The 24,274-nt window shown below is 59.3% G+C and carries 18 protein-coding genes, 2 tRNA genes, 1 pseudogene and 1 riboswitch; of the genes and pseudogenes, 6 read left to right on the top strand and 15 right to left on the bottom strand.

Annotation, left to right across the window (positions count from 1 at the left end; translation table 11 throughout):
• Positions 1 to 151 precede the first annotated feature (151 nt).
• A complete protein-coding gene (gene nspC, locus QZ377_RS00900) occupies positions 152 to 1,372 on the top strand; it encodes a carboxynorspermidine decarboxylase (RefSeq protein WP_291438677.1) in 1,221 nt (406 codons plus the stop codon).
• A gap of 362 nt (positions 1,373 to 1,734) precedes the next feature.
• Here nspC and QZ377_RS00895 read toward each other — a convergent pair whose 3' ends face one another.
• Positions 1,735 to 2,799: a polysaccharide deacetylase family protein gene (locus tag QZ377_RS00895; protein ID WP_291438675.1), complete on the bottom strand. Its 1,065-nt coding sequence runs from the start codon at positions 2,797 to 2,799 to the stop codon at positions 1,735 to 1,737.
• Positions 2,800 to 3,075: 276 nt separating this feature from the next.
• Here QZ377_RS00895 and QZ377_RS00890 point away from each other — a divergent pair.
• The 3 genes from QZ377_RS00890 to QZ377_RS00880 all read left to right on the top strand — a co-directional run bounded on the left by QZ377_RS00890 (position 3,076) and on the right by QZ377_RS00880 (position 4,073).
• Positions 3,076 to 3,151 (top strand) — tRNA-Val (locus QZ377_RS00890).
• Between the two features lie 7 nt (positions 3,152 to 3,158).
• A tRNA-Asp gene (locus QZ377_RS00885) sits at positions 3,159 to 3,235 on the top strand.
• 238 nt (positions 3,236 to 3,473) lie between these two features.
• Positions 3,474 to 4,073 carry an adenylyl-sulfate kinase gene (locus tag QZ377_RS00880; protein ID WP_291438674.1) on the top strand — a complete coding sequence of 200 codons (600 nt, stop codon included), beginning with the start codon at positions 3,474 to 3,476 and terminating at the stop codon, positions 4,071 to 4,073.
• 298 nt (positions 4,074 to 4,371) lie between these two features.
• Here QZ377_RS00880 and QZ377_RS00875 read toward each other — a convergent pair whose 3' ends face one another.
• The 11 genes and pseudogenes from QZ377_RS00875 to QZ377_RS00825 form a co-directional block, all read right to left on the bottom strand.
• Positions 4,372 to 5,715, bottom strand: a complete 1,344-nt coding sequence (locus QZ377_RS00875) for a deoxyguanosinetriphosphate triphosphohydrolase (protein WP_291438672.1) — start codon at positions 5,713 to 5,715, stop codon at positions 4,372 to 4,374.
• Positions 5,716 to 6,029: 314 nt separating this feature from the next.
• On the bottom strand, positions 6,030 to 7,787 hold the full coding sequence (locus tag QZ377_RS00870) for a methyl-accepting chemotaxis protein (RefSeq protein WP_291438670.1): 1,758 nt from the start codon (positions 7,785 to 7,787) through the stop codon (positions 6,030 to 6,032).
• Between the two features lie 444 nt (positions 7,788 to 8,231).
• Positions 8,232 to 8,708 carry a glycine/sarcosine/betaine reductase complex selenoprotein A gene (gene grdA, locus QZ377_RS00865; protein ID WP_291438668.1) on the bottom strand — a complete coding sequence of 159 codons (477 nt, stop codon included), beginning with the start codon at positions 8,706 to 8,708 and terminating at the stop codon, positions 8,232 to 8,234.
• Between the two features lie 111 nt (positions 8,709 to 8,819).
• Entirely contained in the window at positions 8,820 to 9,140 is a 321-nt protein-coding gene (locus QZ377_RS00860) for a thioredoxin domain-containing protein (RefSeq protein WP_291438666.1), read from the bottom strand.
• A 101-nt stretch (positions 9,141 to 9,241) separates the two neighbouring features.
• Positions 9,242 to 10,408 (bottom strand): glycine/sarcosine/betaine reductase complex component C subunit alpha, encoded by a 1,167-nt coding sequence (gene grdD / locus QZ377_RS00855; protein WP_291438665.1) that lies wholly within the window; start codon positions 10,406 to 10,408, stop codon positions 9,242 to 9,244.
• Between the two features lie 10 nt (positions 10,409 to 10,418).
• Complete coding sequence (gene grdC / locus QZ377_RS00850) at positions 10,419 to 11,954, bottom strand: glycine/sarcosine/betaine reductase complex component C subunit beta (RefSeq protein WP_291438664.1); 1,536 nt, start codon at positions 11,952 to 11,954, stop codon at positions 10,419 to 10,421.
• Positions 11,955 to 12,090: 136 nt separating this feature from the next.
• Positions 12,091 to 13,005: a thioredoxin-disulfide reductase gene (trxB, locus tag QZ377_RS00845; protein WP_291438663.1), complete on the bottom strand. Its 915-nt coding sequence runs from the start codon at positions 13,003 to 13,005 to the stop codon at positions 12,091 to 12,093.
• Between the two features lie 242 nt (positions 13,006 to 13,247).
• Positions 13,248 to 14,552 carry a glycine reductase complex component B subunit gamma gene (grdB, locus tag QZ377_RS00840; RefSeq protein ID WP_291438661.1) on the bottom strand — a complete coding sequence of 435 codons (1,305 nt, stop codon included), beginning with the start codon at positions 14,550 to 14,552 and terminating at the stop codon, positions 13,248 to 13,250.
• A 31-nt stretch (positions 14,553 to 14,583) separates the two neighbouring features.
• On the bottom strand, positions 14,584 to 15,870 hold the full coding sequence (gene grdE, locus QZ377_RS00835) for a glycine reductase complex component B subunits alpha/beta (protein ID WP_291438659.1): 1,287 nt from the start codon (positions 15,868 to 15,870) through the stop codon (positions 14,584 to 14,586).
• A gap of 1 nt (position 15,871) precedes the next feature.
• A pseudogene (locus QZ377_RS00830) lies at positions 15,872 to 16,246 on the bottom strand (GrdX family protein); the annotation flags it as partial.
• A gap of 160 nt (positions 16,247 to 16,406) precedes the next feature.
• A riboswitch (glycine riboswitch) is annotated at positions 16,407 to 16,508 on the bottom strand.
• A 358-nt stretch (positions 16,509 to 16,866) separates the two neighbouring features.
• A complete protein-coding gene (locus QZ377_RS00825; RefSeq protein WP_291438658.1) occupies positions 16,867 to 17,889 on the bottom strand; it encodes an SDR family oxidoreductase in 1,023 nt (340 codons plus the stop codon).
• A 270-nt stretch (positions 17,890 to 18,159) separates the two neighbouring features.
• Between QZ377_RS00825 and QZ377_RS00820 the strand changes: the two genes are divergently transcribed.
• Together QZ377_RS00820 and QZ377_RS00815 are read left to right on the top strand one after the other, a co-directional pair.
• Complete coding sequence (locus QZ377_RS00820) at positions 18,160 to 19,308, top strand: glycosyltransferase family 4 protein (protein WP_291438657.1); 1,149 nt, start codon at positions 18,160 to 18,162, stop codon at positions 19,306 to 19,308.
• Between the two features lie 373 nt (positions 19,309 to 19,681).
• Positions 19,682 to 21,031 carry a sugar transferase gene (locus QZ377_RS00815; protein WP_291438655.1) on the top strand — a complete coding sequence of 450 codons (1,350 nt, stop codon included), beginning with the start codon at positions 19,682 to 19,684 and terminating at the stop codon, positions 21,029 to 21,031.
• A 136-nt stretch (positions 21,032 to 21,167) separates the two neighbouring features.
• Here the strand turns inward: QZ377_RS00815 and QZ377_RS00810 are convergent, their stop codons facing one another.
• The 3 genes from QZ377_RS00810 to plsY all read right to left on the bottom strand — a co-directional run bounded on the left by QZ377_RS00810 (position 21,168) and on the right by plsY (position 24,263).
• Positions 21,168 to 21,617 carry a GyrI-like domain-containing protein gene (locus tag QZ377_RS00810; protein ID WP_291438653.1) on the bottom strand — a complete coding sequence of 150 codons (450 nt, stop codon included), beginning with the start codon at positions 21,615 to 21,617 and terminating at the stop codon, positions 21,168 to 21,170.
• A 213-nt stretch (positions 21,618 to 21,830) separates the two neighbouring features.
• Positions 21,831 to 23,276 (bottom strand): threonine synthase, encoded by a 1,446-nt coding sequence (gene thrC / locus QZ377_RS00805; RefSeq protein WP_291438651.1) that lies wholly within the window; start codon positions 23,274 to 23,276, stop codon positions 21,831 to 21,833.
• Between the two features lie 315 nt (positions 23,277 to 23,591).
• Positions 23,592 to 24,263: a glycerol-3-phosphate 1-O-acyltransferase PlsY gene (plsY, locus tag QZ377_RS00800; protein ID WP_291438649.1), complete on the bottom strand. Its 672-nt coding sequence runs from the start codon at positions 24,261 to 24,263 to the stop codon at positions 23,592 to 23,594.
• Between the last annotated feature and the right edge of the window lie 11 nt (positions 24,264 to 24,274).

The raw sequence follows: 24,274 nt of genomic DNA, 5'->3' as shown, positions 1-24,274 counted from the left end.
TGCAAAGATTCTTCTCAAAAAACAAGCCCCATCCCAGCGCATTGCGCAATGCCGCTACCGTACAGACACCCGAACAAGGGCGATTGGGACATTTCAAGCAGTAACGCTCCACCCTTGCCGCCCGCCGCACAGGCGGCCCAAAGGAATCCCCATGCACTGCCAGCACCTTCTTTTTGATCCCGCCCGCATCCCCTCACCCTGCTTTGTGTTGGATGAAAATCAGCTCAGCGCCAATGCAGCCGTACTTAACAGTGTACAGGAGCGCACCGGGGCAAAAATTCTTCTGGCCCTCAAGGGCTACGCCGCCTGGGGAACGTTTCCGCTGCTTTCCCGCTTCAAGGGGCACGGCCCGCTGTGGGGGGCCTGCGCCAGCTCCGTTGATGAGGCCCGGCTGGCCCGTGAAGAATTCGGCGGCGAGGTTCACGCATTCGCCGCGGGCTGGAACAGGCGCGAAATGGCGGAGCTGCTCACCCTGACGGACCACATTGTGTTCAACTCCACAGCCCAGTGGCGCGAGTTCGCCCCTGCCATTGAAATGTGGAACAGGGACCGTTGCCCTGACAGACAGATACAGTGCGGCCTGCGCATCAACCCCGAGCACTCCGAAGGCGCTGTGGAAATTTACAATCCCTGCGCCCCCGGATCGCGCCTGGGCATACGCCGCAAACATTTTGACCCCACAGTCATGACGGGCATATCCGGTCTGCATTTCCACACCCTGTGCGAGCAGGGGGCCGACGCTCTTGAGCGCACCCTGGCCGCCGTGGAAAAGCATTTCGGCCAGTGGCTGCCCCAATGCCGCTGGATCAACATGGGCGGCGGGCATCATATCACCAAGCCGGGCTACGACCTTGACCTGCTCTGCCGCCTGCTGACGCAATGGCGCGACCGCTATCAGGCCCAGGTATATCTTGAGCCGGGCGAAGCCGTGGCTCTGGACGCGGGCTGGCTTGTGGCCACCGTGCTGGACGTCATCGAAGCCGATATGCCCATAGCCATTCTGGATATCGGCATTCCCTGCCATATGCCCGACGTTATCGAAATGCCTTACCGGCCGCGTGTACGCTACGAACACGACGGGGCCGCCGTGCTTGCCGGAGAAACCGGGCAAAAGGCCTGGACATGCCGCCTGGCGGGCAAGTCCTGCCTGGCGGGCGACGTGGCCGGAGAATATTCCTTTGACGCTCCCCTCAAGCCCGGCCAGCGCCTTGTTTTTGAAGACATGGCCATTTACAGCATGGTCAAGACCACCACGTTCAACGGCCTGCGCCTGCCTTCCATCGGCATCTGCGGGCCGGACGCTGCGGGAGATATGGATTTTCGCATGGTGCGGGAGTTCGGCTACGCGGACTTTAAAAACCGCCTCTCCTGAGCAGCAGGCAAAGGCACACAGGCCTGCCGGCTGTTGCCAGCTCCTGCCGACATTTTAAGATGTTGGCGGCAAATACGGCATGACTATGAAAAAAAGCGCCCCTTGCGGGGCGCTTTTCCGGTATGCCAAAGATAAAAAATATTCTAGGCAGTGAACATTTGAGAGATTTTCATTGTCTTCGCTGGAGTCGCCTGCGCAGGGTGTGCCGCGTGAGCTTCCCCGCCTCGCACCGGTTTTCCCTGCTCGCAGCACCATCAACGGCATTGCCCGTGAATCAGGATAATAGTCAGCAAAAAAACGGTAGTCCACTGTGCTGTAACCGCATCGGGCATACGCCAGGACGGTTTCAAGACCTGATTGTTCTAAGCGTCCGCAGAACCGGCGACTGTGCCGGGCGTGAAAACAGAGCTGCCCAAAGGCATACCCGCACCGGCCCCAGGCCCGACCGTTGCAGGCTGCGCGCCGCTGTCGTGCCCCAGGCCGCTGTTTTCGCCGGCGGCCTGCCTGTCAGCTTCTGCGGCCGGTTGCCTGTCCGCCTCGGCCGCGCCATTTCCAGACCGCCAGGGGCGGCTTGTGCGGGCCAGAGGCAAGGCCGCAGTGCCTGCGGGGTAACTTTCGGGCGGCATTTCCTGAAACTGCTCCTTGAGGCGGCCGGGCTTTTTTTCTGCCACGGCGGGCGGGGCGCTGTCCGTAAAACGACGGGTCATAAGTATGCCCGGCTCCGGATCAAGCAGGCCGTCAAGGTAATCACTCACCGTCACAAAACGCTGACACCCCCCGGCGCGCAGGTCGCGGATAATGCGGGGCAGGTCTTCAACTGTGCGTTTGTGCGTGTCATGAAACAAAAAAATGCCGCGCAGAGCACCGGTATCATACACCGTGCCACGGGTACTGCGCAGGGTGGCGTAGTTGGCGGGCAGGCTTTTCCAGTCGCGGCTGTCCAGCGACCAGAGCATGATGCCCAGGCCCAGACTTTCGGCCACGCTTACCGTATGGTTATCATAGGCCCCGTAAGGGGGGCGCAGAAACGAAGGGCTGGCCCCGAGAGCGCGCAGGATGGCATCTGTCTGCCCGATCTCCTGCAATTTTTTTTCAGGAGAAAGCATGCGCAGGTTGGGATGTGAATACGAGTGATTGCCCACCTCATGCCCTTCGGCCAGGATGCGCCGCACAAGGGCAGGATGCCGCTCGGCCTGCTTGCCCAAAAGAAAAAATGTGGCCGGGATGCCGTATTCACTCAGCATGTCCAGCAACTGGGGCGTATTGGCAGAAGGCCCGTCGTCAAACGTCAGCGCGCATAGATTTTCGCGCATGTGCTGATCCATAATACTGCCGCCGTCTACCACCCGGGCCTGAACACCCGGAGCAGCACATACGGCCAGCCCGAAAAAAAATATCGCCCAAAGGCGTATCCATAAGGGTTTCATTACATTGCCTCTAAAAAACTGCTGTCACCCCCTTTCAGACCCGCAAAACAGCCATTACGGCAGCCGCAGCTACGGCTGACGCCGTACAGAGGTGCTACAGGAGGGTCTAGCACTCCACCCGGTACGGCGCAAGACAATCAATGTGCCGGTTTTATAGAAAATAAAACTTATGCAAATAAAACAGTGTGTTATCTTTTTACCCCTGTAAAAAAATTTTTACTTCATATTTTTCGCTTGACTCTTCGGTGGGTTTTGCATAGAAACGTGTCTCCGGGAGGGCAGTTAGCTCAGCTGGTAGAGCACCGCCTTCACACGGCGGGGGTCACAGGTTCAAGTCCTGTACTGCCCACCATAAATCCGGAGCGGTAGTTAAGACGGTTATAACGCCGGCCTGTCACGCCGGAGGCCGAGGGTTCGAGTCCCTTCCGCTCCGCCAGAATGTTTAAAGGGAGTCAGCATGCTGACTCCCTTTTTTCGTTGCTACAGGATATTTTTGCCGCTTCCCCCGCTGTTTCTCGCCCCTGACCGTCAAAAAAGCAGCCTCTCCCGCGCGCTTAACGCCTATCTCGCTATAATAAAAAGACTTATTCAACATGGCCGGATTATTGCAATTTTCCGGGCGTTCCTGCGCGGCCCGGCCGCGCCAATGCAATGCGCAAACAAGCGAGGTATGCATGACGCCCGTGATCTGGCTGTTGGGCCTTTCCGGCAGCGGCAAAACCACCCTGGGTTCTCTTGTGCGCCTGTTCCTTGAAGGACAGGGCGTGGAAACAGCATTTGTTGATGAAAACCATTTTCGCCGCCAGACGGGCCTTGACGGCATCGCGCCCCAGGAGCGTATCACCGCCATGAACGCCCTGCGCGATCAGGCATTGCAGCACCACGCCCAGGGGCGCGTGTGCATTGTGGCGGCCACAACGCCTTACAGCGTCATGCGTCAGAAAAACCGCAAAAATCTGCCGCTGTACCATGAGGTGTGGGTGCGCTGTTCTTTGCAGACACTGGTAACCCGCGACACAAGAGGATTGTACGCCATGGCCGGGCAAGGCCATGTGCCGGGCCTGAGTGGCCTTACCGACAGGTTTGACGAACCACTTCACGCGGATCACATTATCGACACAGACCGGCATGATCTGGCCGAAAGCTATCTGATCTTGCGCAATCTGGCCCTGGACGCACTGACAAAAGCCCGTCACTGGAACCGGCTGGCCCATGCCTTGCCCGCTACAGTGCTGGCGCCCATGCCCGTCCGGGAACGTTGCATTGCCCTGTAGGGGGCTTACTGCGCGGCAGGAATACGCCTGCCCGCGGGACCAGGAGGAAGGGTTTGCCCTTTAGGATACGTTTTTTGCGGCCCTGCGGGCCACGAGGGATTTTTCTTTGTTCGGTATTTAGGCCGCCCGCCGCGCAGGCGGCAGAACAATAGAAACTGAAAAACTCCCGCGCCCGCAGGGCCGATACTTCCTCTTTTGAAGGACAAGCCCCTTTCCATCCCTACGCACGGCCAACACGGCCCACACGGCCCACCCTTGCCGCACACAGCCCGCCGTTGGCCACATCTGGGGCTCCCCTCTAGCTGGCTGCCGTACCTGAAAACTGCTGCGAGATAAACGTGGCGTAATCGTCCGTCATGCCGGACACGAAATCCAGCACACGCAGATAGGCCGTATACAGGCACTCACCCTCAGCGGGGGCATTGGTCCCCATAAGGGTCAGGGCGCGCGTTTCCTGATAGGACATGGCGTTCTTTTTGCTGAAATTGAAACAGGCGGGAATAAACACGTCCAGCAAGCGTTTGTACAGGGTGTACGTGCCTATTTCCAGAGCTGTTTTTTGCGGATTGTTCATGATCTTGCAGGTAAACACCGTCTTGGCCGCCGCCATAAAGTCCGCCACATCCTGCCGGGCATGCTTGAGCAGGTCGCCTTGCAGTGTGCCATTCATGATGTCTTCATAATTATCAAGAAATGTCTGCACCACCGAGGGGATGATGCGACCCATGGCCTTGGTGCGCAGCATGCCCGAGCGCCGCCGGTCCGAATCCATATCCGCCAGACGCCCGCCGTCCATATTGCTGTCGCTCAACAGGGGATCCATAACATTCTTGATGTCCTGATAGGTGATGATGCGCAATTCACGCGCGTCTTCCATATCAATGATGCGGTAGCAGATGTCGTCTGCCGCTTCCAGCAGGTAGGAAAGGGGGTGGCGGCGCGCGCGGCCGTCATGCATCAGGCCCAGCGTGCTGAAAATATCCGCAAATATCTCCTGCTCCGCCGTATAGTAATTGAACTTGCCACTGGACCGGCCCAACGCCTCGTGCGCGGAGCAGGGGTATTTGACAAGACTTGCCAGCACAGGGAATGTTAAACGGAAACCACCGGAATCCTTGTTGTTTTCAAGCGTATTGACCACGCGAAACCCCTGGGCGTTGCCGTCAAAGGCTTCAAAGTCCGCCCGCTCGGCGGGCCGCAGTTCCTTGAAGTAGTGTTCGGTATGCCCCGTATCCTTGAACCAGTCGCGTATGGCCTCTTCTCCGGCATGCCCGAAGGGCGGATTGCCGATATCGTGAGCCAGGCAGGCCGCCTGTATGATCTGGCCGAGATGCTCGGGGCTGTAGCCTTGCGGCAGTTGCCCCCTTTCGGCCAGCCCCTGCCCCGCCAGAAGCGCCAGAGAGCGGCCCACGCAGCTTACTTCGAGCGAATGGGTAAGGCGGTTGTGGATATGGTCATTGCGCACCAGAGGGTGCACCTGCGTTTTTTTGGCAAGCCTGCGGAAGGAGCTGGAAAAGATGATGCGGTCATAATCCTGCACAAACGGATTGCGCACCAGATCGAGAGCAGCCAGATCCTTGCCCTGCCGCGTCCTGCGATACGGAGCCAGCAAGCGGCCCCACTGTTCTGTATGCTTGCTCATAAACTCTCCTTCCAAGGCTTTATGATAACTGCGCGCATGCCGCAAGTGCGAGCCGCCCGCGCCGCCTGCCAATACGTGAACAGCCGTAGGCAGGCGCTGGCGAATGTGCGCGAATGCAAGCGGATGTGGACAGAGATGTGGACGGATAAAGCAGATATGGGCAAACAGGCCTGGTCAGGCCAATCCGGCTTGCCCAAACCGGCACAGGCCAGCCCTGAAGCAGCCAACGGCAATCCCCCGTCTTTTCAGACGGCCTGTGCGGCTGCCGTAAAAAAGACGGGGGATGTCAGTGAACCTGCGGTGGCGAAATGCTGTTACGCGCCGCCCTGCTTCATCTGGCTGATAAGGTCCTGAAGCACGCTGGCCTGCCGCGACAGCTCCACGATGGAGTCTGCGGACTGATGCATGAACGAAGCATTTTCGCCAGAGATTCTGTCCACTTCGTCCAGGCTGCGGTTGATTTCAGAACTGGCGGCAGACTGCTCTTCCGAAGCAGCGGCAATGGCGCGCACCTGATCTGTGGTCAGGTCGACCATGGACACAATCTCCGCCAGAGCCGCGCCGGAACGGTCAGCCAGTTCGCTGGCGCCCTGAATGCGGGAAACTGTGCGGGTAACCACGTCAATGGTGTGCGTTGTGCCTGACTGTATGCCGCCGATGGCTTCACCCACTTCTCTGGTGGCTGTCATGGTTTTTTCGGCCAGTTTGCGCACCTCGTCGGCCACCACGGCAAAGCCGCGTCCGGCATCGCCTGCGCGCGCGGCTTCAATGGCGGCGTTCAGGGCCAGCAGGTTGGTCTGGTCGGCAATGTCGGCAATGACGTTAAGCACCTTGCCAATGGCCTCGGCCTGAACACCAAGCCCGGCCATGCCGTCTTTCATTTCTCCGGCCTGCTGCTGCACCTCGCGGATATTGTCGAGCAGTTCCGTAACCGAGGTCGATCCGTCCTGGGCCTTGCTTCTGGTCTGGTCAGCGGTGCCTGCCGCGTGGGAGGAGCTTTGGGCCACCTCAAGCATGGAAGCGTTCATCTGCTCCATGGCCGAGGCTGTTTCGCGCATGCGGTCAGCCTGGCGGGTGGTGCCGTTATTGGCGCTGTGGATAAGGCTGGAAAGATTATCAGTGGTGTTGTTAAGCGTCTGCACCACTGCTTCAAGCTGGCTTGCGGCGTAGAGCATGCCTTCAATCTTGGCCTTTTCGGCTTCTTCCTTGGCCGCCTGTGCCTGATGCATGAAGCCCTGGGCCTCATCGCGCTCTTTCTGGGCTTCGGCTGTGGCCTTGCGTGTTTCGGCCCTGAAGCTGTCCAGGTTATCCGCAGTGGCGTTCAGCGCTTTGGCCAGAGGCGTGATGGAAGACCTTTTACTGGTATCAAGCCTGCGTGTGAGGTCGTCAGACCCCAGTTCACCGGCAAAGGCGATACACTCGCGCATGACGTTGAGATCGCGACTGGTAGAGGCAAAACCCACACCGTAAATAGCCAGCATGGAAACAGCCAGTATTATCCACATGGTCGTGCGGCTGTGCTCAAGCTGTTCCTGCATCTGCTGCATGGCGGCATCAAAACGGGCATTCATGGCCTTGTCAAACAGGCCGCCCTGATCACGATAGGCCATGGCGTAGGGGGTGACCAGTTTGGCATATTCTTTATAGCCCTTGTACCGTTCGTCAGCAGGAACGGACTGAAGCGGCAAAAGAACATCGCGACCATTGGCGATAAAGTTGATGGCGGCCGTGCGGGCCTCGTCAATAATCTTTTTTTCCTCACCGCTGAAAGGCATGGCGGCAAGCTGCTGAAAGCGCTCTTCGTTACGCTTGGCGATGTCGCTCTGCTGCTTGATATCCTTTTCAATGTTGCCGCCCAGCATGGCATCACGGGTGAGGCGGCTCACATAGTTGATGTCCTTGCCTATTTCAAGGCTGGTTATCTTGCCCACCACATCCACATTCCGCATCTGCAAGAACGAGCGGTCAAGCGTAGAAACAGCGTCAAGAGAAAAGGCGAACATGGCAGCAAGAGCCACAGCACCTATGGTTATCGTCAAAATGAACTTTCCGCGCAAAGAAAATGAATTCATAGTAACACTGCTTGGCTGAGAGTTGAACAGTTCTTTCCTGTATACAAATATATATTCTCTGCATTACTGCAGTGGTCAAAGAATGCCATATGGCGACATGCATCGCCCATGAATCTTCGCGAATTATCTGATCCCCTACCGAAACATATCGGCAAAATTTATGCAAGCTATAGGGCACAGTTAATAAGATAATTTACCATAATTGTTATAAATATTACTTGAGAAACACTCCTGAACGTAGCGCCGTTATACCTGTAATTTCCATTTTTTCTGGCTGATTATAGCACAAGCGAAGAACTCCGCCTGCGGTTTCCCGACAGGCGGAGTTCTGTTTTTATGCGTTTTTATTCCGAACCCGTCCCTGTATCCGGCGGCAGCCGCCGGAGCAAGGCCTGAAAGGATGTACCCTCAAAACCTTGCGTACAGTTCAGGCGGGCAATGTTCCTAAAGGCTGAACTTGCTGTTGGCTTCGCGCATCTTTCTTACAGATTCCACGAGCGCGTCCACGTTAAGGACCATTTCCATCATGCTGATCTGCTCTTCCCACTTGGCGGGATCGGCTTCTGCTTTGATTTCGGGTTCAAGAATGTGATATACGCAGAGTCCCAACGGGACTCCTGCCAAGGGTCCGGCGAAGGTGGGGTCGCCCATGGTGACGGTTTCGGCATAAATTTCCGCCCCTTCAGGGTCGGAAGAGCCGAGAATCACCACAACGTTCTCGCCACCAAACTTCTCAGCCGCGTCCTTGACGCGCTGCTGATTTTCCAGATCCATGGCCCCTGCGGCCGTTCAGACAAAGCATTCGGTAGCGGAAAACAATATTTCCGCGCCCGAATTTGCGAAGACATCCGCCATGGCCGGGCCGGGTACGCCGTCCCTTTCGCCAAGCAGCAGAAGCTTCTTGCCTGTAAGCTTACCCATTGCATACTCCTTGAGATTATGGGCGTTCTGCCAATACGGGCCTATGCGGCGGCCCGTCATCCTCATCCAGGCGCCGGGCAGGCCGTACCGGCCTGCCCCGACGCGAAACTGTTACAGCAGCTTGTCCGTTTCAGCCTTGATGGACTCGATGGACACGGCATCACCGGTCAGACGGGCCACGCACTCGCCACCCTTGTAAAACAGGATGGTCGGCACGGCCATGACGCGCAGGCTGATGACCAGACGGCGGTTTTCCGCCACATTGAGCTTGCAGAACTTGACCTTGCCTTCATAGGCGGCGGCCAGTTCTTCCACTGCGGGCATAAGGGCCAGGCAGGGACCGCACTGCGGACCCCACAGGTCCACCACGCAGGGCATGGCGCTCTGCTGCACTTCGGCTTCAAAGTTTTCCTTATCGACAATAATCATCATGCACCTCGCTTTGCTTGCGGATGGTTGAAACTTTATGGGTAAAGGCGGGCCGGGGCCTGTGCCGGACGGCTCCGACCCAGGGCGGCCCGCCTGCCGGAGGATCAAATGTAACCGGCATCCGCCAATATCTTACGCGCAGCCTCAAGCCGGGCCGAAGCCAGCTTCACCACAGGGCCGGTGCAGCCCATGGCGGCCTCGGCATATATTTTTTCCTTCCACAGGCAGCGCACGGCCTGCTCCAGATCCAGCACGTCAATGCCGTGTATTTCTTCATCAGTGGGTTCAACCGGGGGCGGCGACACCTGAACGGCCGGGGCGGCATCGCTCTTTTCAAAGGCGGCCAGCTCATCATCCAGCCCGGCAGCACGCGCCATACGCAATTCTTCAGCTACCAGGGCAGGCAGTCTGCCGCGCACGGCCGCCGCCGTATAGGCAAGGGCGTTGGCAATAACCGGAGATCCCGATGCACGGGAGATGATGCTTACAACCTTGTTCCAGCCTTCGCCGACGGAAGGCCCGTAGCCCCAGCCGGTGGTTTCGTATGCGCCGCCCGAAGTGAATGCGCCAAAGAGCTTCATGAGCACATTGCCCGTCAGCGTATCCGTGACGCACACGTCAACAGCACCGCGCAAAAGGTCGTTGCCACGCAGCAGTGAGCCGCCGTCGCCCCTGACGCTCTGCCCGAGGTTCAGGGCATAGCCCTTTTCGGCCATGCGGTTCAGGGCGCGCAAGACCTGGGGGGCCGCATCCACATTGAGCACGCCCACGGTGGGCGCGGCCAGCCCCGAAGCTTTTGCCACGGCGATGCCCAGCACCGCATTGCGCAGCAGGGCCTGCGGCCTTTTTGCGGCGCTCATACCTGTGGTGCAGGCCACGAACATGGCCTTGCCCAGAGCAGGCGTAAGTATACGGCCTACGGTGCTCACGCCCAGCGGGAAGGGATAGTGCAGGGCCACAGCCCCCTGGATATGGCCGCTGTCCAGGGCCTTTTCCATGCCTGCGGCCAGTTCGCCGCCCTCGCAGCCGGTTTCGATCCAGTCCATACCCGCGGGCAGCAGCCCGGCAGGGCGCGGGCCGACCCCCACCACGGTCAGGGCTGCGTCTTCCTTCATGGCGGCAGCCGCAGCCGTGATGAACTCCATATCCGAATGCTCGCCTCCGGCAGCCATGAGCCCTATGCGGCACGGCTCGCGCCCGCTGCGCGCCCGCGTCACCAGGTCCTCAAGAGCCTTGCCGAGGATGGCGCGCTTGTCGTTTTGACTAGCCATAGCCCCTCCTCTACCGGCCCTTTTGCAGATTGGCCGCCAGATCGCCCAAAGTGTCGAGCAGCATTTCCGTCACATCCGCCTGGCTGACGTCCTGCGCCGCAGGGGCGCTTCCCGGCGCTTCCATGATAAAGGAAACTCCGTCAGCCAGATTTGTCAGGCGGCCCAGGAAAAGGCTGCCCTTGCCGATGATCATGGCCCGCTTGATGCGCCCCTCTTTCAGGGCTTCAAGGGCATGCCCCACATAGGGAACGCCCGAAGGAATGTGCCCCTGGGTCTGTGCAAAGCCCGGCATGCCGCGCTCGTCCACAAACTTCTGGATGTCGCCACGCTCGATCTGCCCTTTCATGACAGCCAGGGCCGCGATCATCTTATAGTTGGCTTCAGGCACGTTGCCTGCGCCCGCAGGCAGGGTGATTTCTGCGTTGTGCAGTTCCGGGGCGTACTTGTCCACATCCGTCAGCTTGAGGCCAACGCGGGACAGCGGGTCAAAAGTCAGGGCCGTTGTGATGGCCTGGGGCGAAGCCCCGGCCCCCACCGTATGTTTGCCGATGCCTTCAAGCCGCATGACAGGCGTCTGCCCGTCATCGGGAACCAGCAGCAGGGCAAAGCTGCCCACGCAGTTTTCAAGCGGGACAGCGCCCTTTTTGATATGGTCGCGGGCGTTCATATACAGCTTGGGTACAGAGCCGCCGCTGATGACCACCACATTGGGGCGCACGCCGCTGGCAACCATGCCCGCCGCCGTGATCATGGCCGCCACGGGCGCTGCGCAGAAGCCGCGCACGTCAAATCCGCTGGCATTGACGCATTCGGCTATTTCGGCAATGGCCTTGGCCATATTGCCGCCACCGCGTTGCATGGCGTCGCCCACGGCTTCTTCCGAGCATTCCACCACAAAGTCCACATCCGCCGGAGCCATGCCCGCGTTCTTGATCAGATGCAGCAGGCAAAGCACGGCGCTGGCCTTGCTGGCGAGGTTTTCCAGCATGATCCCGGCTTCGAGGTTTTCATCGGTGTCGTGGGCGCGACGGCAGCAGCCCACCACCTTGCCTTCAAAATACAGGGGCAAGGCGTGGTGCTTTTCAATGGCCTCAAGAAGTTCGGCTTCGGGCCTGCCCTTTTCAAGACGGGCCATCTGCTTTTCGCCCATGACCGGATTCTGGGCCAGCTTGGCGGCCACGGCCGTGGCAAAACCTTCTTCAAGCCAGATAAGGTCAAAAACGTCGCAGATATCCATAAGCCCGATAAATTCATCCTCGGGCATGATTTCGCCAAACTTGCCGAAGCGCTGCGGCTCGCCGAGATTATCTATCCAGGGTGCGGGGGCTGCGGCCAGCTCGTCCACGCTCATGGCGCCCACATAGGTTTTGTTGGGCGCGTAAGATGCCGCCTGCTCAAAGGTTTGCGCGTGCTTGGGCAGTTCGCGCAGGAATTCGGAGTCGGGCTTGGCGCGGCGCTCCTGCGCCGGCGTGCCGCCATGATGCAGGGCCAGTTCCGGCGCAAAGTTGAGGCAGTACGCCGCGGCCTTGATGCCAACAGTTTTCATGCTGCTATCCTCCAGCCTCGTTGCAGAGCGCTGTCACTTGAAAGAGTTGCGTAACGACAGGGCGGGCCTGCCAGTACCTGTTCCACGGCAAGGCACAGGCCTTGCGGTTCATGCACTCGTTCCGTTGTGTGACGCTCTAGTGTTGAAGGTAGGCATAGGCTGCCATGGCAGCCCGTGCGCCGTCGCCGGCCGCTGTGACAACCTGCCGCAACGAGGTGTTGCGTACGTCGCCTGCTGCAAAAATGCCCGGAACAGAGGTTTGCAGCTTGTCGTCGGTGACTATCCAGCCGCCCGCATCCGTCTGCAGCAGATCATGCAGAAACTCCGCATTGGGCAATGTGCCTATGAAGATGAACACGCCGCTCAGGTCGATCTGGCGCATTTCATTGGTTTTCACGTTGCGCACCATGATTTTTTCAACCATGTCGCTGCCTTCAATGGATTCAAGCACGCTGTCCAGCACAGGCACAATCTTGGGATTTGCCAGGGCGTGCTCCACCACAAGCTTGTCTGCACGGAATTCGTCGCGGCGATGGATGAGATACACCTTGGAGGCAAAGCCCGTGAGGTAGCAGGCTTCTTCCACAGCGGTATTGCCGCCGCCGATAACAGCCACTTCAAGGTCTTCAAAAAAGGCTGCGTCGCACACGGCGCAATAGGAAACGCCCATGCCCGTGTATTTCTTTTCGCCGGGGCAGCCCTGTTTGCGAAAATAGGCTCCGCTGGCAACGATCACGGCCCCGGCGGCTATTTCAGTGCCATCCTTGAGGGTGATGATTTTTTCGTTGCCGCGCACTTCGAGCTTTTGCACCGAAACCGAGCGAAACTCCGCCTTGAAAAATTCCGCATGCGCACGAAACGCATCGGCCAGCCCTGTACCCGTGCCGTCAATGATGCCGGGATAGTTTTCCACCCTGCTGGTGGTCAGTATCTGGCCGCCGGGACGGCCCTTTTCCAGAACAAGTGTATCAAGACCGGCGCGCTTGCCGTAAATGGCGGCAGAAAGGCCCGCCGGACCTGCGCCGATGATGACCAGTTCACGCTTTTCCATAAAAACTCCTTGAAGGGCCGTATGCATACGCCGTGGCGTTATCCGGCCGCGAAGTCTGCTGTGTGTTCCTTTGGTTTCCGGCTCCGGCAAGGCCCGGTCTGCGGGCGAAGGCCTTTCTGGGCCGGGCGGCATGTCACGCAACCGTGGATGCCGCCTGCCCGCCGTTTGGCCGCCGGTCTGCCCCCGGCTTCCGGACGCTTTTGCCGCGCTGCCGGAAGCCGGAGAACGAAAACCCGTGCGGGCTAGAACACCGTCTGCCCGTCTACCCCGGTGGAAAGGGCCTGAAGGGCCTTGAGCACCAGCTCGCGCCGCAGGTGCTTTTCTTCAGCGGCAGAAAGCTCGGGATTGCCCAGGGGGTGAGGAATGGACACAGTAGGCACAATACGGTTGGCCCCGATACTCAGGGAAATGGGTACGATGGTGCACATGTGGACCACGGGCACATCGGCAGCTTCTTCAATGGCCTTTGCGAGCGTTGCACCGCAACGCGTGCACGTGCCTCAAGTGGATGTAAGTATGACCCCATCCACATGTGCGGCCTTGAGCTGCGAACCGATTTCTGTTCCGAACTTGCGCGAGTTGGCGACAGATGTGCCGTTACCCACGGTGGTATAGAACACGTTGTAGAGCTTGCCGATCTTGCCTTCCTTTTCCATGTCGCGCAGCACGTCTATAGGCAGCACGCGGTCAGGATCCTGGTTGGCGTAGGTCTGGTCATAGCCGCCGTGAGCAGTGAGGTACTTGCCCTTTTCAAGGTCGGTAACGCCTTCGATGCTGTATGCGCCGAAGTTCTGGGCCGACGAAGCGGCGATGTGGTCGGGGTTGCCTTCAGGCACGATGCCGCCCGAGGTAACCACGGCAATGGTGGCCTTGCTCATATCGGCAATCGCCGGACGCGGGTCCACGCGGTCGAATATGGGCATGGCGTATTCGGTCTTGAATTCTTCGCCCTTGACCTTCTGGATGAGCATGCGCACAGCACGCTCGGCTCCGGGCTCGTCATAAAACATGTTCTTGCGGATGCCCTTGGGAAAAATGCCTTCGGCCGCCGGGTCGGCGATTTCTTCGCCGCGCAGCAGCTTGAGCATCACAGCGGCCATGGCCGGCACGGCCTTGCCCATGCCTCGGGCGCTGTCGGCCGTTTCCACAATGGTTACTTCCTTGCGGTACAGGTCCACGCCGGGGCTTTCGCGGTACATGCCGCTCACCACGGGCAGGCCAAGCTGCTTGTTGACCGCGGCGCACACCGCGCCGCAGGCAGTACCGTAACGGCCCGCGTTAAAGGCAGGCCCGGCAATGAGGCCGTCAGCCCCAAAGCTCTTTACGGTTTCCACCATCTTGGCGGCCACGGCGTCGAGGTTGTTGGCGCAATAGTTATCGCCGCAGATAAAGGTGGCCACGATTTCGGCCTGATCGCCCAGGGCGGCCTTGAAGGCCATGCCGGGCCCCACGATGCCTTCGCGCACTTCGGGGCTGACGTCGGCCTTGTCTTCACCGCCGATACCGGCAAAAAACTGATTTATATAATGCACAAGCTTATATGCCATGATAGTCTCCTGCTCCTTGAGCCGGACGCCCCTACAGGGTGCGGCCGCCGATGCGGTTAAAGCCCAGTTCGTTGGTGGCGCCGAGTATGGCCTGCAATTCCACTTCAAGGCTGCCGTCTTCGCGCACGGAGCCGAAGAAGCCGCCGGCGATGGTTTCGGCCGGGGCCTGATCACCGATGATTTTCTGCATGGGCGGCAGGATGATGACCTCGTTGGCATTGCCCGCAGTCACGCAGGCATCGCCCTCGGGGCAGGAGTCGGCCAGGGACTGGCTTGAGCCGTCGCGGCCCGCGAACTCGTCGGTGATGAGCACGGTTCTGATGCCCGCCTGCTCGGACTTGCGGCAGTTCATGATGAGGTCGGCATCGGGGTTGCCGAAGCCTTCTTCGCTGATGACCACGGCATCAACGCCCATCATGCGCGCCAGCTTGACCGCATAGGAAGAACTGCGCTTCTTGTCCGCCAGGGTCACGTTTTCGTTGGTGATGATAACGCCGACAAAGTTCAGGTCCTTGCCGTGGTGATCGTACAGGCTGCGGATAACCGGATTGTTCAGGTGTACGTAAGTATTGTTCTTGTCGCAGGCAGACACGCAGTTGCCGGATATGATGGCCCCGTCCATAACTTCGGTGGGGCTGATCATGGTCGGCAGAGTGCGCTTGGCATCCACGCCGTACACCCAGGTATCGTGCAGCAGGCCCTGGGACTGGAGCATGTAGATATAGGCCACCTTGGGCAGGTCGGGGTAAGCGTGCATGGCTTCGCTGAACGGCGGAAAATCAAACTCTTCCACCTTGTCCGCCGCGGTTTCCTTGCAGGCCGCGGCCAGGTAATGGGCCGTGCGCAGTCCGACCAGGCGGAAGCAGGCCTCGCACTGGTGCGGCTCAAGGTCTGCGGCGGCAGACAGGGCAAGGGTCAGGTTGCATGTCTTGGAAAAAGGGGTGTAGTCAGCGCCGGGGCCACTCATGTCCACGATGCCTTCCTGCGGGGCCACCACGCGGCCCGTGGTCAGCACGGCCATGCCGGTCAGTACCAGCGTCTTGCCTTCTCCGGCATTTTCCACATCGCCAATCCAGCCGGGAAATACCTCTCCCGGGCCTTCCAGCTTGCAGCGGGGTTCAATAGCGTCTTTCACGGGCATAATGCGCACGCTTTCGCCGGGGTGGGCGGCGTCAATCTCGACACTGGCAAGGCGCTCGTCCTGCTTGAGCAGGGCTGTCAGCTCTTCCCGGTTGACGGTAAGCACGCCGTCGCGGATGCCGGTGTGCGCGCCAAAGGCCAGCTTGCTGACCATGATGCGGTGCAGTTCCAACTTCACGTTACATCTCCTTTTCGTGCGGAAGCCTGGCCGGTTCTGAACCGGACGGCCTCCAGTGGGGGGTCGAAAGGCTTGTGATGCTACAGTTCAAACTCTCGATAGTTGCGCGTAAAAGTTCCACGTCCACAAAGGCGCAGTCCCGCAATGCCCTGCCCGCAAGGGGCACGGGAGCGCGGTGGGCAGCGGCGGCATAACGGGCCTGGGCCTGCTCGATGAGGTCAAGGGAAGAGACGTCCACCGGGGTGGAGGCGCTCAAGGAGTCACGATGGTCGGGAAAAGAAAGGACAAGGGAACGATACGGCATCTGCCATGGCAAAAAATTGCCATAGAGGGGGTGATTGGCAAGAAGCCAACCCTGGTGGATCAGGTCGCGCGCCGCGCGAACAACAGACGCGCCTCAGCCCGAGATGAGTCTGATGCTCAAACCCTCGGGCGACATATCCTGAAAGCGGGGATTGTTGGTCACAAGGACGTAGAGCATAAGCGTACCTGAAGTTTGATGGCACGCCCTGTCTCCACAAGCGGATTCAGTAGCACGAGAATGCGCAATTCTTTTACCTGAGAGTTTCGGCCTGGCGGCTTTGCCCCTTCGGTGCCCCTAGCTTTTGGAAAGCTGGAGACTCTCTCACGCATTAACCATGGCTAACAAATGACCCATTGAGAAAAAAGTGTCAAGCCCGTTCGCGATAGATATTTATTTCACAATGCCCGCACAGCAATGTTTTGCCGACAAGTCACGGGATTATATGGCAATAAAAAATACCATTAGCGGCATATTTTTTATCCCCGTCTCATGAAACAGCGACTTTTTTGCAGGAGCTGCTCAAGCAGCAAGGCAGCACCTCTGGGCAGAGGAGCGAAAAGAAAACGTGTTACGAACAGGAAGAGCGGAGCGGCAGTGAGTACTGCCGTTCCGCTCTCTCATTGCGCATAAAAATAATGCCGCCGCAGGCAAAATGGCGTTTCGGGGAAGTACCCGCGCAAAGGCAGCGGACTCTACAGGTTTGCGGCGTACCAGTCGCCTGCCAGCCGCAGCCCCTGCCGCACGTCAAAACGGGGAGCATAGCCAAGGCGCGTCTCGGCGCGGCTGATGTCAGCCAGGCTGTGGCGCACGTCACCCGCGCGAAAATCACGGTGTTCAACACCGGCCTTGGCGGCTTCGGGCTTGTGGCGCACCACTTCTTCACGAATAAGGGCAAAAAGCTCATTAAGGGTGGTGCGCTGCCCAAAGGCCACGTTGTACACGGTATTGGCAGCCTCGCCCTGGGCAAAGCTGGCCAGCAGGTTGGCCTCCACCACGTTGTCGATATAGCAGAAGTCGCGGCTGGTTTCGCCATCGCCGTTCACATAGACGGTTTCGCCCTTGATGAGGCTGGCAAACCACTGGGGAATAACCGCCGCATACGCTCCGTAAGGGTCCTGGCGCTGGCCGAACACATTGAAGTAGCGCAGCCCCACACTGGAAAAGCCGTAGCAGCGGGTGAAAACATCCGCGTACAGTTCATCCACGTACTTGGTGACGGCATAGGGCGACAGGGGGCGGCCGATCTTGTCTTCCACCTTGGGCAGTTCGGGCGAATCGCCATAGGTGGAAGAAGAAGCGGCGTACACAAAGCTTTTTGCCCCGGCATCGCGGGCAGCCACAAGCATGTGCAAAAACCCTGTGATATTGCAGCTATTTGACAGCAAAGGATCATCAATGGAGCGCGGCACAGAACCGAGCGCAGCTTCATGCAGCACATGCTGCACACCTTCGCAGGCCTTGCGGCAGGTGTCGACATCGCGAATATCGCCTTCAATAAAGGTAAAGCGGCTCCAGGCTTCCGGCCCCACGATATCGCGGACCATATCAAGATTTTTCTGATATCCGGTCAAAAAATTGTCCAGCCCCACAACGGTCTGGCCCAGCCCGAGAAGGCGTTCAAGCAGGTTGGAACCGATAAAACCCGCCACTCCGGTGATCAGCCAGCGGGAAGGCGAGGCCTGCATAGTGGCACACAGTTGGGAATACGCGCTCATGTTTGCGTCCTGTTTTTTGCATTGATTTTTTGCCCGCGTGCCGTCGTTACAAGAGCTGGCGGACACTTTCGGGCGGCCATAATCCTACGCTGCCGGGCCGTGTCTGTAAAGCCGGGCGGGACTGGGGCCTGGCAGCGCGGGCGGCATAGCGAAATTGGAGGGCGACGGCCCCCTTTTCACTTATCCTGCCAGGTGATATACATGGGCGCATGCGTCCGCAAGCCGTCACAACAGCAAAACGGCGCGACGCGCAAAGGGAGATGCAGGCAAATGAAGATCATCGTTCTGGGCAATCAGGCCAGGTCCATGAGCAATTTCTGGAGCGTGCTGATCCGCCGGATGCATCGCGCCGGGCATGAGGTTGTCTGCTGCGCCCCACCGGGAGACCCCGGATCGGAGGCGGCGCTGACAGCCCTGGGCGCACGCCTGCTGCACTACCCCCTTGACCGCAAGGGCCTCAACCCCCTGCGCGATCTGCGCACCACCGGGGCGTTGCTGCGTCTGTTCAAGGATGAAAAGCCCGACCTGCTCTTCAGCTCCACCATCAAGCCCGTCATCTACGGCTGCATTGCCGCGCGCGTGGCGGGAATCCCGCACGTATACGCCACCATTACAGGCCTGGGCTACGCCTTTGAGGCCGACAGCTTTTTCAAAAAATGCGTCAACAGGCTGAGCGCCCTGCTCTACCGCACAGCCCTGGCCGGGGCTGAAGGCGTATTTTTTCAGAATGATGATGATATTTCCGTGTTCCGGCGGGCCGGCATTCTGGGAACGCGCGCACGCATACTCAAGGCGCGCGGCACGGGAGTAGACACCAGCCGCTTTGCCCCCGCCCCGCTGCCCGGGCTGGAGGCCGACGGCAGCCTTGAAGGGCCGCCGGTTTTTCTGCTGGTAGCCCGACTGCTTGAAGCCAAGGGGCTTGAAGAATACGCCCAGGCGGCCCGCGCCCTCAAGGCGGCGCACCCCAAGGCCCGTTTTCTGCTGCTCGGCCCCGCCGAACAGGGGCTTGGCAGCATAAGCCTTGAAACCGTGCGGCAGTGGCAGGCCGAAGGCTGCATAGAGTACCTTGGCGAAACGCGCGATGTACGCCCCTATGTGAGCGCCGCTCATGTAATGGTGCTGCCCTCCTGGCGCGAAGGCACGCCCACCTCCATCATGGAAGGCATGAGCATGGGCCGCGCCGCGATAGTGACCGATGCCCCAGGTTGCCGCGAGGTTGTGCGCGACGGGTATAACGGCTATCTTGTACCTTTGCGCGACCCGCAGGCCCTGGCCGCGGCTATGGAAAAATTTATCCGGCAACCGCAGCTTATGGCTGAAATGGGGGCCAACGGCCGCCGGATGGCTGTGGACGAATTTGACGCGGAAAAGGTCGCCGCGCGCATTCTTGAAGACATGCGCGTACCCACGCTTGCGTAAGCTGACGAAACCACGCAGGCTCGCGGTTGCGGCGGCGCAGCGGCATGCGGCCAGGCCTGGCTTCGGGCCAAAATTTCAGGTCCGGGTTTCGGGCAAGACGCGGGCAGCCCCGTACAGGACAGTCCTGCGGGTAATCAGGCGCATACCGGCAGCAGCCTGGGGCTGACGGGTGGAAAGCGACGTTTTCGCCACAGGTTCCAGGCAATCCCCGTCTCCGGGGCGACAACGGCTCCTCCGCAGCACAGCCACCCGTATTCCTGCATGCAGGGTGCGGCGACATCTGCTCTGCGGCCCGTAAGAACAGCGGCGACAAGTACGGCTCAAGCATGACACGCTATTGGCAAGGCTAATCTCCTTCAGAGGACAATTTGCAATGATAAGCAGCTACCGCATGGGTCTTTTGCAGGTTCTGGACCTGTTCTGCATCCTGCTGGCCCTGACTATTTCAGGCATGACGACCATTGCCCCGGATCTGAGCGTTTTTGACGACTACACCGGGGCTTCGCTCTTTACCGTTTTTTTCTACATGCTGTTTTTCTATATCCTTGATGCGTACAATGTGGGCAACGAGGACTTCAAGGAGACCACAGGCCGCGTGCTTGTAGCCTGCCTGCTGGCCATCGTATCCTCGGCCACGGCATCCTATGCCTTTCAGCACTGGCGCTTTGACCGCAAGACCATCACCCTGCTTTTCGCGCTTTCTTTCTGCCTCAGCCTGCTGTGGCGCTGGCTGTACCACCTCAATGCCGACAAGCTCACCCACCCCCTGCGCATCCTGCTGGTGGGCGTGGACCGCGCGGGCAAGGTACGCCAACTGCTGGCCGAGGGCCTGCCCCAGGCGGAAATTCTCGGCTATGTGGGCGAGCGTGATCAGGGGCCGGATGCCGGACCATGCCTTGGCCCACCCTTTCTGGCTCTGGACATAGCCCAGGAAAAAAAGGCCACAATGATACTGCTGTTGCCCGATGCGCCCATTGATGACGACATCGCCCACGAGCTTTTGCAGGCCAAGCTGCGCGGCAGCATGGTGGTGGACATACGCAGTTTTTACGAACATGTGGTGCAACGCCTGCCGCTCTCGCAGCTCACGGATGAATGGCTGTTGCAGACTGAAGGTTTTTCGTTGAATACGCGTGGCTCGTTGCGTCGCCTCAAACGGGCCCTGGACGTGCTGATCTCGCTGCTGCTGCTCATACCCGCCACGCCCGTGATGCTGCTCACGGCCCTTATCGTGCGGCTGGAGTCGCCCGGCCCGGTTATTTACAAGCAGGACCGTGTGGGCCTTTTTGAAAAAGAATTCACGGTGTACAAGTTCCGCTCCATGCGGGCCGATGCGGAAAAAGACGGAGCCGTCTGGGCCAGCGCCAAAGACAGCCGGGTCACCTTTTTCGGTCGCTTCATCCGCAAGGTACGCATAGATGAACTGCCGCAGATATGGAACATCCTCAAGGGCGACATGAGCTTTATCGGGCCGCGCCCCGAGCGCATGGCCTTTGTGCAGAAACTCAAGGAAACCATCCCGTACTACAGCCTGCGGCACACGGTAAAACCCGGCCTGACCGGCTGGGCGCAGGTGTGCTACCCCTACGGCGCGTCCGAAGAAGACGCGCGCCGCAAGCTGGAATACGATCTCTACTACATCAAAAACATGTCCATCCTGCTGGATATAAACATCATTTTTAAAACTATCGGCGTGGTGCTCTTCCCCAAGGGCGCGCGGTAACGCCGGGGCAAAGCCCCTACGGTCCGGCGCAGCCCCCGGCCATTCCTTTTCAGCAGGCAACGCAAAGCCCCGCCACACGGATCAGCAACGATCTGCGTGGCGGGGCTTTCATGTGTCATGCCCAGGCGCAGACGCCTCAGCTTTTTACCGGCATATAGATTTCAAAAGAAACTTCAGGGTTCCAGGCCGGCGGGTACAGCTCAAAGCACGGGGCCTGTTCGTTATATGCATAGGTTTCCTGGCCGCCGAGCCATTTTTCAAAAATGAACATATAGGCGGCCCCGATACTTTCCAGGTCCGGCACACGGCGGGCCACATATGTTCCCGCGGGAATATCCACATGCCCCATATCGGCCGGAAGATCGCGCCCGTCAGCTTCCACCGCCGCCCAGTATTCAATCTCCTCGGCATTGAGCATAATGGAAACGCCGAAGCTCTGCCTGCCCTCAATGCCGGTCATGCGCGGCCCAAACCGCTGCCAGACGGCCGGGCAGTCCTGCTGCGCATGCGCCAGTGAGGTGCGCACCTTCATGCCCGTCAGGCGTGTCGCCGGAAACTCCACAACAGTTGCCCTGAATTTATCCATGAGATGCTCCTTGCGCTGGGGTGTTCCGCCTGTGGAGTACCCCTGTTTTGCGATAGCCGGTATTTCGCCTGAACACGTTGCGCTCCAGACGAAGACAGTGAACACAGGTTATCTGTTTATTTTTCTGCTATGGTTTTCAACTTTTCATATACTAAAGCAAAAAGGGACTTTTATAAAAAGTCCCTTTTATTAACACAACTTACGGCAAAAACGTCATTTTTTCTGCAACTTCAGACGCTGCACCACGGCTTCCGCCCCCAGCGAGGCGAATTCCGCCACATCCCGCCCTTCGCGAGCGCTCTGGGGCAAAAGCAGTTCCGGCAGGTTTGCCAGGCTCCTGTCCGGAGATACGCCGTACTCGAGCGGGAAAGCATCGTTGAAATACATGTCCTGAAAACCGGCAAACTTGAGGGCATGGGCCGTGGCGTCAAGCACAGCGTGCTCGTGGTCGCCCATGAGGCCCAGGGCGCGGGCATTGCGCAGACCGGCCAGGCATTCACCGCCCTGGGTGCAGGCAATGTGGCCGTGACGGTTTGCCATAATCATAGCGTCCATGATCTGCTGCTCGGTCACGCGCACCACCTGGAAAGCGCCTTCGCCGCCGCTTTCCATAAAGCGTTCGGCCAGCATGCGCACGCGCGGGAATGAAACGGGGTTGCCTATCATGGCCGCCTGGGCCACGCTGGGCTGCACGGTCACCGGCTGCCAGCGGCGTGAACCTGCGGGGGCGTCATAGTAGCGCCACACCGGGTCGGCATGCTCGGACTGCACGCCGAAGATACGCGGCAGGCCCGTAATAATGCCAAGATCAAGCATTTTCAAAAAGCCCGACATGATGGCAGTGACGTTGCCCGCATTGCCAATGGGTACAAAGAGGCACTGGTCCGTCATATCCCAGCCATACCACTGAGCCACCTCATACGCGTAGGACTCCTGCCCCAGAATGCGCCAACTGTTCTTGGAGTTGAGCAGCGCCACGCGGTAGTTTTCTGCCAGCAGCTCCACCACCTTCATGCAGTCGTCAAACACGCCGGGCAGTTCCAGCACTGTGGCGCCACTGCCAAGGGGCTGCGCAAGCTGCTGGGGCGTCACCTTGCCGTGGGGCAGCAGCACCACGGACTTGAGCGGCGCGCCCACATAGGAGGCGTACAGGGCCGCGGCTGCCGATGTATCACCGGTGGAGGCGCAGACTGTCAGCACTTCGTCCCACTGGTTGCGGCGGCAAAGCCACTTGAGATAACTGAAGGCGCAGGCCATGCCCCTGTCCTTGAATGAGGCGCTGGGGTTCTGTCCGTCGTTTTTATAGGCAAAAGCTACGCCCGTCATGTCGCGCAGGGCAGCGGAGGCTTCCACCACCGGGGTGATGCCCTCGCCCAGATAAACGATATCGTCTTCGTCCAACAGGGGGGCGAGCAGCTCGTAGTACCGAAAAATGCCCTTGAGCGCCGTGGAGCGGCTGGCGCAACGGTCGTCAAAAATCTTTCGCCATTCCTGGCCGCTGCGCTCTTTCAGCCTGGCAAAGTCCAGGTTTTCCAGTAGAAAAACACCGCCGCACTGCGGGCAGGTGTACAGCAGGCTGTCCCCCGGGTAGCGCGCGCCGCAATCAAGGCAGACATATTCCATGCGGCCGCGATAGGCCGGAAAATCCGCGTGGGCCATGTGACGAACTCCTTTTGGCATCAGGAACAAAAACCGTTTTTTCAACAGCGGCTCGTGCCGCCGACCGGAGTGTTCCACAGGTGGAATGCTCCGAAATATTTTACCCTTGGGAACAGGTTTTCCCAACGTGTTCAAAACGCCCGTTGCAGCGCGCAGCCGTGCAGCAGTACCGCCACGCTGCGCTGTGGTCGCATGCGCCAGCCTTCCGGCTGTGGTTGAACGCGCATTGCGCCTTCAGAACAGGAGACGGGACCGGCCACGAACCGTCAGGGCAGACGTAGGGCAACATTGCCCTGAAACATGCGCACGGCAGAATTATCCGTCCTTCCGGCCTGCATCCTGCGCGCTCGTGTTTTGCGCGGCATCACCCTGTACAGCATTGCCCGCGGTTTCGCCCTTATTCTTGCTCTTGAGCCAGCTTTTTTCCGTGCCGGAGCGCAGGCGAACGATATTTTCCCGGTGTTTCCACACCACAACGGCCCACACGCCGAGGGCCAGCGGCAGCCAGACCCACTGCCCGCTGACGGCCAGAGCCACAGGCAGGGCCGTGACCAGGGTCAACGAACCCAGAGAAACAAAGCCGCTGCGCCAGATAACAAGCGTGCACAGCAGTGAGCTGGCCAAAAGCTGCCAGAAGGCCAGGGGCAGAAAAATGCCGATGCTTGTGGCCACGGCCTTGCCGCCCCGGAACTTCATAAAGCAGGAAAAAACATGCCCGAGCACACAGGCCAGGGCCACCATGCTCACAAAAACAGGCGAGGCATTGATCCTGAAGGCCAGCCACACGGGTACGGCCCCCTTGAGCACATCGCACAAAAGCGTGGCTACGCCCCACCTGAAGCCGCACAGGCGGGCCACGTTGGTGGCTCCGGTATTGCGGCTGCCGTTTTCACGCGGGTCAATGCCGCAAAAGGTTCTGGCAATAACCAGCCCCCACGGCGCGGAACCGAGCACATAAGCCAGGGCTATCCAGAGTATTTCCAGCATGGGTATCTCCA

This window comes from Desulfovibrio sp. (assembly GCF_019424165.1).
In the GTDB taxonomy this organism is placed as follows: Bacteria; Desulfobacterota; Desulfovibrionia; order Desulfovibrionales; family Desulfovibrionaceae; genus Desulfovibrio.
The sequence above is the reverse complement of the archived record's forward strand: the minus strand, read 5'-3'. Positions and strand labels throughout refer to the sequence as shown.

What these genes read in the sequence shown, in the direction of transcription:
- QZ377_RS00880 (WP_291438674.1), top strand. Translation starts at nt 3,474, where the DNA reads ATGACGCCCGTGATCTGGCTGTTGGGCCTTTCCGGCAGCGGCAAAACC.
- QZ377_RS00820 (WP_291438657.1), top strand. Translation starts at nt 18,160, where the DNA reads ATGAAGATCATCGTTCTGGGCAATCAGGCCAGGTCCATGAGCAATTTC.
- grdD (WP_291438665.1), bottom strand. Translation starts at nt 10,408, where the DNA reads ATGGCTAGTCAAAACGACAAGCGCGCCATCCTCGGCAAGGCTCTTGAG.
- plsY (WP_291438649.1), bottom strand. Translation starts at nt 24,263, where the DNA reads ATGCTGGAAATACTCTGGATAGCCCTGGCTTATGTGCTCGGTTCCGCG.
- grdC (WP_291438664.1), bottom strand. Translation starts at nt 11,954, where the DNA reads ATGAAAACTGTTGGCATCAAGGCCGCGGCGTACTGCCTCAACTTTGCG.
- trxB (WP_291438663.1), bottom strand. Translation starts at nt 13,005, where the DNA reads ATGGAAAAGCGTGAACTGGTCATCATCGGCGCAGGTCCGGCGGGCCTT.
- thrC (WP_291438651.1), bottom strand. Translation starts at nt 23,276, where the DNA reads ATGGCCCACGCGGATTTTCCGGCCTATCGCGGCCGCATGGAATATGTC.
- nspC (WP_291438677.1), top strand. Translation starts at nt 152, where the DNA reads ATGCACTGCCAGCACCTTCTTTTTGATCCCGCCCGCATCCCCTCACCC.
- QZ377_RS00875 (WP_291438672.1), bottom strand. Translation starts at nt 5,715, where the DNA reads ATGAGCAAGCATACAGAACAGTGGGGCCGCTTGCTGGCTCCGTATCGC.
- QZ377_RS00860 (WP_291438666.1), bottom strand. Translation starts at nt 9,140, where the DNA reads ATGATGATTATTGTCGATAAGGAAAACTTTGAAGCCGAAGTGCAGCAG.
- QZ377_RS00870 (WP_291438670.1), bottom strand. Translation starts at nt 7,787, where the DNA reads ATGAATTCATTTTCTTTGCGCGGAAAGTTCATTTTGACGATAACCATA.
- QZ377_RS00825 (WP_291438658.1), bottom strand. Translation starts at nt 17,889, where the DNA reads ATGAGCGCGTATTCCCAACTGTGTGCCACTATGCAGGCCTCGCCTTCC.
- QZ377_RS00895 (WP_291438675.1), bottom strand. Translation starts at nt 2,799, where the DNA reads ATGAAACCCTTATGGATACGCCTTTGGGCGATATTTTTTTTCGGGCTG.
- QZ377_RS00810 (WP_291438653.1), bottom strand. Translation starts at nt 21,617, where the DNA reads ATGGATAAATTCAGGGCAACTGTTGTGGAGTTTCCGGCGACACGCCTG.
- QZ377_RS00815 (WP_291438655.1), top strand. Translation starts at nt 19,682, where the DNA reads ATGATAAGCAGCTACCGCATGGGTCTTTTGCAGGTTCTGGACCTGTTC.